11 protein-coding genes are annotated in these 12374 nt (G+C 46.4%); 7 read left to right on the forward strand and 4 right to left on the reverse strand.

The window, feature by feature from the left end; genetic code table 11:
- The first annotated feature begins 152 nt into the window (after positions 1-152).
- From AB4Z50_RS29955 to AB4Z50_RS29980, 6 genes are all read left to right on the forward strand, one after another.
- Complete coding sequence (locus AB4Z50_RS29955) at positions 153-1472, forward strand: amidase domain-containing protein (RefSeq protein ID WP_441885128.1); 1320 nt, start codon at positions 153-155, stop codon at positions 1470-1472.
- A 23-nt stretch (positions 1473-1495) separates the two neighbouring features.
- Positions 1496-2617: a D-alanine--D-alanine ligase gene (locus AB4Z50_RS29960; RefSeq protein WP_441885130.1), complete on the forward strand. Its 1122-nt coding sequence runs from the start codon at positions 1496-1498 to the stop codon at positions 2615-2617.
- Between the two features lie 773 nt (positions 2618-3390).
- Positions 3391-3708: a hypothetical protein gene (locus AB4Z50_RS29965; RefSeq protein WP_054026471.1), complete on the forward strand. Its 318-nt coding sequence runs from the start codon at positions 3391-3393 to the stop codon at positions 3706-3708.
- Between the two features lie 3 nt (positions 3709-3711).
- Positions 3712-4734 carry a UV DNA damage repair endonuclease UvsE gene (gene uvsE, locus AB4Z50_RS29970; protein WP_441885132.1) on the forward strand — a complete coding sequence of 341 codons (1023 nt, stop codon included), beginning with the start codon at positions 3712-3714 and terminating at the stop codon, positions 4732-4734.
- 105 nt (positions 4735-4839) lie between these two features.
- A complete protein-coding gene (locus AB4Z50_RS29975) occupies positions 4840-5658 on the forward strand; it encodes a sulfite exporter TauE/SafE family protein (RefSeq protein ID WP_441885134.1) in 819 nt (272 codons plus the stop codon).
- Between the two features lie 106 nt (positions 5659-5764).
- Positions 5765-6619, forward strand: coding sequence for an inositol monophosphatase family protein (locus tag AB4Z50_RS29980; protein ID WP_441885136.1), 855 nt, complete (start codon positions 5765-5767; stop codon positions 6617-6619).
- An 87-nt stretch (positions 6620-6706) separates the two neighbouring features.
- On the opposite strand, the gene AB4Z50_RS29985 is transcribed toward AB4Z50_RS29980, so the two are convergent.
- The gene (locus AB4Z50_RS29985; protein ID WP_441885138.1) at positions 6707-7621 is read right to left on the reverse strand and encodes an NAD(P)/FAD-dependent oxidoreductase; all 915 of its coding nucleotides are present in this window, start codon (positions 7619-7621) and stop codon (positions 6707-6709) included.
- 60 nt (positions 7622-7681) lie between these two features.
- Positions 7682-8167: an RrF2 family transcriptional regulator gene (locus AB4Z50_RS29990; RefSeq protein WP_076271141.1), complete on the reverse strand. Its 486-nt coding sequence runs from the start codon at positions 8165-8167 to the stop codon at positions 7682-7684.
- 185 nt (positions 8168-8352) lie between these two features.
- Here AB4Z50_RS29990 and AB4Z50_RS29995 point away from each other — a divergent pair, with 185 nt between their 5' ends.
- A complete protein-coding gene (locus AB4Z50_RS29995) occupies positions 8353-9516 on the forward strand; it encodes a PQQ-dependent sugar dehydrogenase (RefSeq protein WP_441885140.1) in 1164 nt (387 codons plus the stop codon).
- A 58-nt stretch (positions 9517-9574) separates the two neighbouring features.
- Here the strand turns inward: AB4Z50_RS29995 and AB4Z50_RS30000 are convergent, their stop codons facing one another.
- Positions 9575-10885, reverse strand: coding sequence for a glutamate-1-semialdehyde 2,1-aminomutase (locus AB4Z50_RS30000; protein ID WP_441885142.1), 1311 nt, complete (start codon positions 10883-10885; stop codon positions 9575-9577).
- Between the two features lie 137 nt (positions 10886-11022).
- A complete protein-coding gene (locus AB4Z50_RS30005) occupies positions 11023-12108 on the reverse strand; it encodes an LCP family protein (protein WP_441885144.1) in 1086 nt (361 codons plus the stop codon).
- Positions 12109-12374: the final 266 nt, after the last annotated feature.

A 12374-nucleotide genomic window follows, 5' to 3' on the forward strand; every position in this document is an offset into this window, starting at 1 on the left:
GCGGCAGCCTTTTACAATTGAAATGTAAGTTCGGTTAAGTTGGATTCCTATCCCAAAAGTTTATATTTCAACGCCAATCGAGTTTGCCTCATCAAAAGAGATGCTGCAGCCGTTTACGCTTGCACTTACGATAAGGTCAAGGAGGGATTGCTATGCCGCGAACAGGCAACCGGGGGCCAGGAACTCAGGGCCAAAAGCATAACCAAACATCATCCAAACCATCAGCTTCTCAGCGCAAGTCGCAGCAGAAAGTTGTAACGCATGCCATCCAGAAGCAGCCGTCGCCTTCCGGGTTGCAAGCGGAGCGAAATGCTGAAATCGGCGATCAACCACTGCAAAATCAAAAAAGAGCAAATCAGGAAGAAAAGCCAGTAAAACAACAAACGTCAAAGTTAAACTCGCTGCTTCGTTCCTCTGATTACGATCCGCATGTTCAGCAAGGAAAACTGCAAGGTTGGAAAGCTGCTGTTCATCGCTATATTAGCTTGTACAATCAAGCCGAAGCGAATCAGCATGCGGCTGTGCTGACCGATTACGTTACGGATCGCGATCATTGTGATCGCCTAAGATTCAGGCTTGAGCGTCTTCGTGAACGCGATTTGCTTAGAGGCGCGCTTCCAGCAGGAAGCGAAACAAAAGCAGAGCTCATACGCGTCAACGAATCATCAAGCGAGGTCTCCGTGTTGATTCGTCTCCACATCAAAAGAAGAATGGAGCAGTCTGGGCGTTTTTACATGGAAGAGAGATCTGAATTTGAGCGTCTTTGGTTAGGGCTCGCTGGTCACTCATGGAATGTTCTTCGTGTTGAGCCAATTATATCGGAAAGAAGACCGCGTTATGGCACAGCAGTAGACAATTGGATGACCGTCGATGATTACTCGGAGCTATTTGGCGAACAATCTTCGCCATCAACACCATACTTAAATTATGACCTATTACAGCAATTCAAACACAGGCCATCTGGTATTCGTTACAGGAGAGATTTGGTTGCTGCGTATGCGGATCGTTGGTGGAATGAGGGGAACCCAGCGTATGAGCTTTTTGAGGTGAATTGTACCAATTACGTGTCCCAGTGCATCTTTGCAGGCAATGCTCCGATGAACTATACTGGTAAGAGAGAAACGGGCTGGTGGTATAAGGGCCGAAATAAGGGCAGTGAATGGTGGAGCTACAGCTGGGCGGTATCAAACGCGATAACCAACTATTTAACTGGTTCAAAGACCTCAGGCTTGCGTGCAGAGGTTGTGCAATCTGCGGATGAGCTGCAGCTTGGGGATGTCATTACGTATGACTGGAATGGTGATCATCGCTTTCAGCACAGCACAATCGTAACTGCTTTTGATTCGTTCGGTATGCCGCTAGTGAATGCGAATACCGTTTCCAGCAGGCATCGTTATTGGGATTATCGTGATTCCTATGCATGGACGGAACAAACGAAATATCGTTTTTTTCATATTGCAGATCTATTATAAATTATTGTACCGGAGGATATGCCATGGGGAGCAAGGTTAGAGTAGGTTTAGTTTACGGGGGGAAATCGGGAGAGCATGAGGTCTCTTTGCAAACGGCTTACGCTGTAATGGGTGAATTTGACTACAGCAAATATGAAATCAAACCTTTTTATATTACGAAGCAAGGCGAATGGAAAACGGGAGCCGTTTTGCATAACCGTCCAAGCAGTGTAGAAGATCTACGCAACACAACAGACGAGGCTGAGGAAAATGGCTTTGCTCTTGCTCCATTATTTCAAGGTTTGAATAGAAGCTCAAAATCGGCTGGCGATGAGCCGCGCATTGATGTGATTTTCCCATTGCTGCACGGAACATTTGGTGAAGATGGTACCATTCAAGGGCTGTTCGAAATGGCCAACATTCCTTACGTCGGAGCGGGTGTTCTCGCTTCTGCCGTTGGGATGGACAAGATTCTAATGAAAAAAGTATTTGCGCAAGAAGGCTTGCCGCAATGCGTTTTCCGGTACTTTAACCGTACACAGTGGGAGAGAGACGCATCTTTCTTCATCATGGAATGCGAGGTTTCACTCGGCTATCCATGCTTTATTAAGCCAGCCAACCTAGGTTCTAGTGTAGGCGTATCCAAAGCGAAAAACCGTGAAGAGCTTATTAATGCCATCAACTATGCGTTCCGTTTTGACCGTAAGGTTATTGTAGAAGAGTTCGTGGATGCCCGCGAGATCGAAGTAAGCGTACTTGGCAATGATGATGCCAAAGCATCCTTACCTGGCGAGATTGCGCCTTCTAACGAATTTTACGACTATAAAGCCAAATACATCGATGGAAAATCGACGATGCAGATTCCGGCTCATTTATCGCCTGAGCTTACAGAATCCGTTCGCGAAATGGCCGTTCGTGCATTTCAATCCATTGATGGATCGGGATTATCACGTGTAGATTTTTTCCTTCGCAAAAGCGACAATCAGCTTTTTATCAACGAAGTCAACACATTGCCTGGTTTCACACCTATCAGTATGTATCCACTTATGTGGAAAGAAACCGGCATTCCATATAAAGAATTGTTAGACACCTTAATTTCCTTAGCTCTTTCCCGTCACGCGGAGAAGCAGCGGATAGATTTTACAGGTGAAGCATCACAATCGTAAGATGCATTTCTAACGATCTCTAATTTGTTATAATTTCTATAAATTTCTTAACTTTCTATAACTGTTTGTACACATATGAGAAAAAGATATAGGGAAAAATTTCTTTTATTATTTACTTTGGGGCTTCAATCCTTATCTTTGTATCCGAGGTAAACAGGTAAAAGATCTTTTTTCCTTCTTAAAATGGACAAGTTGTTCTTCAATGCCCCAAAAGCTCGGAAAGGGGTTTAAAGGTATTTGAGAAAAACGCACCAAAAGTAAAGCGTGTCCCGTAGGGACGAAAGCGATCCCCCCGCAAAAGTAGAAAGCTCGCGCAGTGCAACTCCTAGGTTAGTCCAATTGCGGGTGTCCAGAGGGTGCAACCCTCGGGGCCCTCCCTTGGAAGGGAGGGTTTGGGTGGGTTCGAAAAGCTTGTGAAGCTCGAAAAGTTTGAATGACTTGAAAAGGTTAAAACGAATAATCTTTAAACGCACCAAAAGTAAAGCGTGTCCCGCAGGGACGAAAGCGATCCCCCGCAAAAGTAGAAAGCGCGCGCAGTGTAACTCTTAGGTTAGTTCAGTTGCGGGTGTCCAGAGGGTGCAACCCTTGGGGCCCTCCCTTGGAAGGGAGGGTTTGGGTGGGTTCGAAAAGCTTGAAAAGGGTTTAAGGGTTTGATATTAAAGGTTTGATATGTTGATATTAATGTTATAAATTTTTGAAATAAGCCTTTAAAGGTTTGGTAGTAAAGCTCTTTGAAGGCACGGTAGAAATTTCACTGAAAGGAGGGAAATAATATGGGTTTTGCAACTGAGTTTAATTCTGTGTGCAAATTTAAGTCCGAACAAGAGCTCTATGAATTGTTGGAGTATGGTCGGGGCAAAATGGTCAAGAGCGGCTTTCGCGTATTTCCAACTGGCCAAAAGGTGATTGCTTATACACCAGCCAATGAAGCGATTGCGATTGTCCGCATTTTAGCTTCTATCGCAGAAATTAATTTTCAAGGCGAAGAAGTGACACAAGTGGAGATGGAGCTCGTGAGAAAATTGACTGAGGAAGAATCAAAAGTTCAAACGGCGCTTGCTTTTGAAATGTTTTTTGGAGAGAGGGCCTAATCGATGATTGTCAGATTAGGTTTTGTCGCAATGAGCTTGCAGGTTGAGAATGCATCGCCTTCAAGAACGATGACGTTTGCGAACTTCTCGAAGCTAAACGACCGCGAGGCAGGGATTCGGAAGCTGGAAAGAATAGCAGAGGAAAATCTGCGCAGTACGCTGCGGATTTTGAAGCATTGCAAAGCCAGCGACATTCAAATGTATCGCTTTTCGTCAAAGCTTATACCCCTTGCTACTCATGAGGACTTATTGGACTGGAATCCATTTGAAGCGCTAGCGCCAGCATTTCAGGAAGTTGGCGAGTTCGTGCAGAAGCACGGAATAAGAGTATCCTTTCATCCGGATCATTTTTGCGTGTTCAGCACGCCTAGACCGGAGGTGCTCGCGAAATCAGAGCTGGATTTGCTCAATCATATTCTTATGCTTGAGGCAATGGGGCTTGATGAAGCGACAAAATGCAATATACATATCGGTGGAGCATACGGCGACAAGGTTGTAGCTGGTGAACGTTTTGTTCGCCAGTTCAGCTCCTTGTCGCCTCGCTTTAAACATCGGATTACGCTTGAAAATGATGATAAAACGTTCAATGTCAGGGAAACGCTAGAGGCGGCTGAGCAAGTTGAGGTTCCGATGGTGCTCGACATTCACCATCATGCTGTTAATGCAGGAGACATCTCAGATGACGAATTATATGAGCATTTATGGCCGCGTATTGTTCAAACCTGGGACAAAGAGCGAGAGCGGCTGGGCATAGCTAGTACAAGCCAGCTTCCTCCCAAAATTCACGCTTCCAGTCCAAAAAGCTTATCTGACCCCCGTGGTCATGCAGATCATGTGGAAGCGGAGCCGCTTGTACAGTTTTTGCGTCATGCGGCAAGAAATACCGAATATTTGGATTGCATGCTTGAAGCCAAAAGCAAGGACGAGGCTTTGATGAAGCTGATAGAAGACTTAAGGCAACTGGAAGCAAGCGCAGAAGGCATCAAGGTGTTGGATGGCGGCCGCGTAGAAATTACTGCTGAGTAGGTATAGCAGCAAAATAACACCGTCAGGGCTTGCCTTGGCGGTGTTATTATATAGCGGGCGCTTCCAAGTAGATGCATCATTATGTAACTGAAAAGGTGAATTCGCATGGAATGGATACTTCTTGTACTTCTTGGCGTTGTAGCAGCGATGTTTGGCAGTATTGTAGGACTTGGCGGCGGTATCATTATCGTTCCTGTCTTAATGCTCATTGGTCCCGCATTAACGGGAGAAGCTATTGGACATGCAACAGCAGTTGGCATATCATTAACGGTATTAGTCGTTACGGCACTTGCATCTACACTGAGCTATGCCAAACGTAAAATCGTTGATTTCCGCAGCGGCTGGATATTTTTTGTGACCAGCGGGCCTGCAGCAATGATTGGCTCCGCTCTTACGGGTAAGCTGCCTGCAGGTGTATTCCAACTTGTTTTTGGTATTTTCATGCTGCTGATGGCATCATTATTAATTGCTCGTGACTACATGAAACCGTTTTCGAAGCAGTGGCCAATCGTTCGAACGATGACCGATGCATCAGGCGAGGTGCATACGTACAGCTATGGTATTATGCCTGCACTCGGCATCGGTTTTGGCGTAGGTCTCATGTCTGGCTTATTTGGAATCGGCGGCGGGTCGCTGTTTGTCCCTCTTATGGTGCTGTTATTTCGTTTTCCGCCTCATATGGCAACTGCAACGTCAATGTTTGTTATTTTTTTATCATCAATTCTAGGGAGCGGAATGCACGTTTATCTAGGTGAAACAGATTGGCTGCTCGTGCTTGCATTAGTGCCTGGAGCTTGGATCGGCGGAAAGCTGGGTGCGGCAATTGCTGTGAAAATGAGCGGCAAGGGCTTACTTTGGCTGCTTAGAGTGACGCTTCTTCTGCTTGCGGGACAATTAATCATTGAAGGCTTGCGTTCATTTTGATATGGTTGGAGTAATCATGCGAAACTTGGTAAAAGCATCAAACGTAGTAGACCTTAACATGGATAGAAATGTTCGTGAATTTACATAGAGGGAAGAGTGATGGATCGTGAATGATCAGAACAGTACTTCCGTCGTTGGCGGTAAAAGCTTTACGGCTGTCGCAATTAATTGTGCGTCGAAAGCAGGAGAATGGATTAAGACGAAGCTTGGCAATTTTGCAAGCCTTGATATAAAGTATTCCTCGCATGATCTTGTTACGGAAATTGATAAAGGTTCCGAGCGTTTAATAAAAAATCTAGTGATGACTCATTTTCCCCATCATTCGTTTTTGGGAGAGGAAGGCGTAGAGCCTGGGCCGGAAGCGTCAACGCGCGCGCTGGAGAACATCCGTGACGCTGAATATTTATGGATCGTTGATCCTATTGATGGCACGACGAACTTTGTTCACGGATTTCCTTTTTTCTGTGTATCCATTGCCTTGGCGCATAACGGCGAGGTGATCGTCGGCGTGGTCTATGACCCGATGAAAGATGAATTGTTTGTAGCCGAAAAAGGCAAGGGCGCGTACGTGCATGGAAAACGGATGCAGGTATCCAAGGAGGATACGCTCCGCGGCAGCTTGGTTGCAACAGGTCTTCCGGCCGACCATCATTATGCGCTGCCTCTAAATTTGAAAGGCATTCAAGCAGTTGCCCCGCAGGTTCGCAATCTCCGTATAGCAGGCTCTGCTGCTATGCATATGGCCTACGTCGCAGCAGGACGCCTGAGCGGGTTTTGGGAGATTGGACTGAATAGCTGGGATCTGGCTGCCGGCTCGCTGCTCGTTCAGGAATCGGGTGGAATTGTGACGAGTACAGTTGGCAAGCCTTACGATTTGGGAACGCGAAATATCGTAGCGTCAAATGGCCACATTCAGCAGGAGCTTATCTCGGCGCTTGCCGAGGCGAAAGCAAGCGAATAAACGCAATAGACAGCGTGTACAAAATCACCAAAAAAGCAGCCAGGCTTATAAATTGCCGAGGCTGCTTTTTTTATGAATTTAAAAGTATTAAACTCGGCTATTCCAAGCCTCTGCAAGCAGCTCGCTGTTAATGCCCACAGCAGCCAAAGATCCCATTGAAGCAGCCGTAATGGCTTGATACAGCTCCGTCGCAGCATCACCAGCGCCATAGATACCTGGAATGTTTGTTTTCCCAAACATATCAACAACAACAGTCCCTGCTTCAGTGACTTTGCAGCCTAATGTTTGCGGCAAGTCTGAGCCAGCAGCAAGCTTTGGTGCAAAGAAAATTCCTGTACACGGAACAATAGTACCGTCCTCCAGCATAATTTGCTTCACCATGCCATCGCTAGATTCAATACGCAGGATAGGTGAGTTAAAGGTAGGAACGTTATGCAGCTTAAGCTCCTCACGCTGCTCATCGGTCCATTCATCAGGACCACCGGTACAAATGGCAATTTGGCTTGTCCAACCAGACAGCATTTTGGCAGAGTGCAGCGCTCTATCGCCTTTGACAATCAAGACAAGCGGTTGGTCTCTTAATTCCCAGCCATCACAATAAGGGCAGACGAAGGCGCTTTTGCCATATACTTCAGACAGTCCATTAATATCGAGAGGGATGTCTTTCATTCCTGCTGCAAATAGCAGCTTTTTGCTTTGATAGATTTGTCCCTGTGCAGTCGTAATTTGAAAATGGCCATCGGTTCCAGTGATCGACACTGCAGCATCCTCTACAAAATGGACCGTAGGATATGCGCTAATCTGCTCCTTTGCGACTCGTCGAAACTCGCCCGGACTAATGCCGTCTCTGGTAAGAAAACCGTGAGTTTCGCGAGTAACTCGGTTGCGCGGACGCCCTTCATCAATAACAACTACGCTTTTTCTTGCTCTGCCTAGTACAAGTGCAGCACTCAAGCCTGCAGGTCCCCCGCCAATAATTGCTGCATCGATCATTTGTTCCATGTTAAACATCCTCTCGAATGGCTAATTTTATTTTTACGCAGAAAGAGTAGTGAGACTTGTTTATTTTACGGTTTGTGTTAATGGATTGAAGGCAGCAGAGTCTACCACCCACTGGATCGTATGCTGCTGAAGGTACTGCTGCATATGACGTTCAGCACCAATCATCACTTTTTTTACAAGACATCCCTTATTTTCTGAATGGTCAGTGGACTCAAGCTCTAAATCTTCAGCTTCAAAAAATAAATGATGATGCTGATCGTCAATATTAAAGCACTCATATAAAGGCTGTCGTCCCTCAATAACTTGAATGACATCAAAAAATGTAATTTGATCTGCAGCTCTAGCTAGCTCGTAGCCGCCGCTTGCACCCGTCACAGCACGTACGATGCCGTCCTGGCGCAGCTTGGACATAATCTTGGACAAGTAGCTCTCTGAAACTCCGAGAGAAGAAGATAAATCTTTAATACCTATGTTCTGACCGCGCTCAGCATGGGCTAAGTGAATTAAAGCATGAAGTGCATATCCGATACTTTTTGAATATTGCATAGGGTACACTCACCCTCCTTTGATACTTATACTTAATCATTGTGGATCCGTAATGTCCATTATAGATAACATGACTCCATAATGCAATGGTGTATTACAAATACGTAAATTTGCAAGGATTTACAATGTGTTTTGTCGAATGAAATAGCATGGAAGTACTGGAGATAAGCCAGGAGGAGTGAACGATGGTGACAGTGAAAAAACGAATTGCTGCGATGATGATGACAACCTTATGTTTAGGCATGCTGGTTGCATGCGAGCCGAATGAAACGTCGTCAACAAATACAAAAGTAAATGAAGCGACGGATAAGCCTGAGAAAACGATGGCAATTGATGAAAGCACTGAGCCGTCAGAGCAAGAAGAGCAAGACGAGGCTTACACTGTACTTGCGAAGGAGCTTCGAGTGCCTTGGGTCATTGCTTTTGACGAGGACATGGACATTTTTTATATAAGCGAGCGCGAAGGAAATATTGTGAAGGTGGATGGGGATGCGACGACACGTCAAGCGGTTCATTTGCTCAAAAGTGTACATGACCGCGGAGAAGGCGGATTTTTAGGTTTCCTGCTTGCTCCGGATTTCGCTCAGTCTCGAGAGGCCTACGCGTATCATACGTACGAAGAAAATGGTCGTGTAATGAACAGAGTCGTGCTTATTAAACAAAATGACGGGCAATGGGATGAGGTTAGGGCACTGCTCGAGGGCATTCCTGGTGCTGCGAATCACGATGGCGGACGGCTGGCGATTGGGCCCGACAAGCTGCTTTATGTAACAACAGGAGATGCTCAGCAGCCGGAGCTGGCACAGGATCGTAACAGCCTTGCAGGAAAAATCTTGCGAATGACGTTAGATGGCAAGGTGCCAGCGGACAATCCGTTTTCCGGCTCCTATGTGTATTCTTATGGACACCGCAATCCTCAAGGGCTTGTTTGGAATAGTGAAGGTGTGCTGTTTAATACAGAGCATGGCCCTTCGGGAGATCCTGGCGGACATGATGAGATTAATAAAATTGCAGCGGGCGGCAATTACGGCTGGCCTGCGATTTATGGCAGTGCTGCGCAGGAAGGGATGATAACGCCGATTTATCATACCGGCGAAGATGCGATTGCGCCCTCTGGCGCGACAATCGATGAGAACAATCGAATATGGATTGCTGCTTTAGTAGGCGAGGCGCTTTATCGCTATGACCCTGCATCCAAAAACATGGAAAGGGTATTCGAAGGTGAAGGAAGACTTCGTGACGTAAAGATAAAGGACGGACGTATTTATGTCATCACGAATAATACCGATGGCCGCGGTAACCCGTCACCATCGGATGATCGATTGCTTATAGTAAAGCAGGCGAAATAAAAAAAGCTCAGGAGCCTATTTCAGCTCCTGAGCTTTTTTTTTATGATCTAAACAACTATTACAAGTTAGAGAAAGCATAATTAATGGCTTTAATCGTTTCATCAATGTCTGCCTCGGTATGGGCTGTCGTAAAGAACCAAGCCTCATATTTGGATGGGGCAAGATTGATGCCTTGATCCAGCATGAGCTTGAAAAATCTGCCGAACAGCTCGCCGTCTGTATCCTGCGCTTCATCATAATTCGTAATCGGATGATCGCAGAAATGTGCGGAGAAGGAGCCGCGAATTTGGTTAATTGTGAGCGGGATGCCATGCTGCTTGGCAGCGGCGTGCAATCCTGTTGCAAGCTTCGTAGCCAGTGCGTTCATTTTATCGTAAATGCCAGGCTCTTGGAGCAGCTCCAAGCACGCTATGCCTGCTGAGATCGAGGCAGGATTGCCGGCCATCGTACCTGCTTGATAAGCAGGGCCGAGAGGGGCAACCTGCTCCATAATTTCACGGCGTCCGCCGTATGCACCGATTGGAAGGCCGCCGCCGATGATTTTGCCTAATGCGGTTAAATCCGGTTCGATGGCTTGGTGATCAGGGAACGCAACATAGGTCTGTGCTGCTCCGTAATGGAAGCGGAAGGCGCTGATGACCTCGTCGTATATAACTAGCGCTCCAGCTTCGCGAGTGAGCTTACAAAGCCCCTCTAGGAAGCCTTCATGCGGCATAACCATACCGAAGTTGCCGACAATCGGCTCAACCATAACAGCGGCAGTCTCGTGACCCCAGCGATCGAGTGCAGCTTTCAGCGCAGGCAGATCATTAAATGGCACGGTGATGACTTCACTAGCGATGCTTGCAGGCACGCCTGCACTGTCTGGAATGCCCAGAGTAGATGGACCAGAGCCTGCTGCGACGAGCACAAGGTCTGAATGGCCATGATAGCAGCCAGCGAATTTAATGATTTTGGATTTCTTTGTATAGGCGCGAGCGACACGAATGGTCGTCATGACGGCCTCTGTACCGGAATTGACGAACCGCACCTTGTCGAGAGATGGGATGGCTTCTTTCAGCATACGAGCAAGCTTAATTTCCAGCTCCGTTGGTGTGCCGTATAGCGTACCGTTCTGAGCTGCACGAACGATAGCTTCTGTAATATGTGGGTGAGCATGTCCAGTAATAATAGGGCCATAAGCAGCTAAATAGTCGATATAGCGGTTATCATCGACATCCCAGAAATAAGCGCCCTCACCACGTTTCATAAATACGGGTGCGCCGCCGCCTACCGCTTTATAACTGCGGGAAGGACTGTTGACGCCGCCAACAATATGCTGTAGCGCTTCTTCATATAGTTTTTCGGAATTTGGTCGCTTTGTTGTCATGGAAATTAGCCTCCAATGGGATTCATAGTTGTAAGTCATTTTAAACAAGTTGAGAAAAAGTGTCGTATGATGTACAGCCGCGACGCACCTAGAAACAAAATACACGCAACTTGAAGCGCCGTTGCGTGTACGTATGTTTACTGCTGTTTATTGCTGTTGTCGCTGCCGCTTGGTGTACTGCTTGGCGAAGCAGTAGGTTCTGGAACGGTGTTGTCTTCCTGCAGCGTCGTTTGTACGAAGGAGCGCAGCTCATCTTCATCTCTAATTCCAATAACAGACGCACCGCCAACCCGATCCTCCGCGATCAGATCCATCGGCGGTATTTGCGTTGTGCTGGCCACATGGCTTTTGACACCAAGCTGACCGAGCTTCAGCATATCCGGCACACTAATGTTTGTTTTCACATAAGGCTGAACGCTTTCAAGAATTTTTTTCATTTGGATAATGTTCCATGTCGATTGAAGCTCTTTGGACACCGCCTGAAGGAAATTTCTCTGACGCTCTGTTCTTGTGAAATCGCTCATCGCATCGTGGCGGAAACGAACGTATTGCAAGGCTTTATCGCCGTCAAGCAGCTGGTAGCCTTTTTTGAGATCAATATCGTAGCGATTGCCGTCGGCGTTATCGGTGTAATGCATATCTTTTTCGACATCAAAGTAAATGCCGCCCATTGCGTCAATCAGGCTTTTAAAGCCTTCAAAGTCGGTATAAACATAATATTGTATGTCGAGACCAAGCAGGTCTCCAACCGTTTTCATAGCGAGCGGATATTCTCCTAAAGTAAGTGCTGTATTAATACGGCCTTTCCCATGTCCTTCTATGCTGACGTAAGTGTCGCGAAGAACGGAGAATAGATGTGCTTTCTTGGTTACAGGATCAAAGGATGCAACCAATATGGAGTCTGAACGAGCCGCTTGCCCCTCGTCTAGCCCGCGAGCGTCACCGCCGAGCAGCAATATATTAACGCGCTCTTTGCCTTCCCATTCAGGAATAGGTACTGGCGTTGCTTCAGCATCCTCGATAGGAGCCTTTGTTGGCTCTGGATCACTGAACTTATCAAGCGCACTGTAAACACCTACGCTCCAATAAATAACAAACGCTGCTACCACACCAAGAATGACAGAGAGGCTGATATAAATCCTTTTCCATCTTTTTTTCTTCGCCATTTTAGCAGTCTCATTTTTCGATTCTTCAGTCGTCTCTTTATTCGTCTCTTTAGGCATTTCGTTAGACGTGCTCCTTTCAGATATTGCGGAATCGTTTTGAAACAATGAGGGTAGATTTCAATGTAAGCATGAGCAAAGATGGCATAGCGAATGATCCGCTCCCAAAAAAAGAAGTTAGCAGAGCAGTATACGTTAGAAATATAAGAACGCATAAGTATGAGCCTTATTAACAGCTTATATTTCATCAGCAAACAAAAGCTTCGCTGCACAAGGCAAAGACAGTCGTTTACGCTAGGCGTGAACTAATGTATGATTACATATCA

This window comes from Paenibacillus sp. 2TAB26 (assembly GCF_052115145.1).
GTDB lineage: Bacteria > Bacillota > Bacilli > Paenibacillales > Paenibacillaceae > Pristimantibacillus.

Coding starts and splice junctions, on each gene's coding strand:
- AB4Z50_RS29955 (WP_441885128.1), top strand. CDS start 153: ATGCCGCGAACAGGCAACCGGGGGCCAGGAACTCAGGGCCAAAAGCAT.
- AB4Z50_RS29960 (WP_441885130.1), top strand. CDS start 1,496: ATGGGGAGCAAGGTTAGAGTAGGTTTAGTTTACGGGGGGAAATCGGGA.
- AB4Z50_RS29965 (WP_054026471.1), top strand. CDS start 3,391: ATGGGTTTTGCAACTGAGTTTAATTCTGTGTGCAAATTTAAGTCCGAA.
- uvsE (WP_441885132.1), top strand. CDS start 3,712: ATGATTGTCAGATTAGGTTTTGTCGCAATGAGCTTGCAGGTTGAGAAT.
- AB4Z50_RS29975 (WP_441885134.1), top strand. CDS start 4,840: ATGGAATGGATACTTCTTGTACTTCTTGGCGTTGTAGCAGCGATGTTT.
- AB4Z50_RS29985 (WP_441885138.1), bottom strand. CDS start 7,621: ATGGAACAAATGATCGATGCAGCAATTATTGGCGGGGGACCTGCAGGC.
- AB4Z50_RS29990 (WP_076271141.1), bottom strand. CDS start 8,167: ATGCAATATTCAAAAAGTATCGGATATGCACTTCATGCTTTAATTCAC.
- AB4Z50_RS29995 (WP_441885140.1), top strand. CDS start 8,353: ATGGTGACAGTGAAAAAACGAATTGCTGCGATGATGATGACAACCTTA.
- AB4Z50_RS30000 (WP_441885142.1), bottom strand. CDS start 10,885: ATGACAACAAAGCGACCAAATTCCGAAAAACTATATGAAGAAGCGCTA.
- AB4Z50_RS30005 (WP_441885144.1), bottom strand. CDS start 12,108: ATGCCTAAAGAGACGAATAAAGAGACGACTGAAGAATCGAAAAATGAG.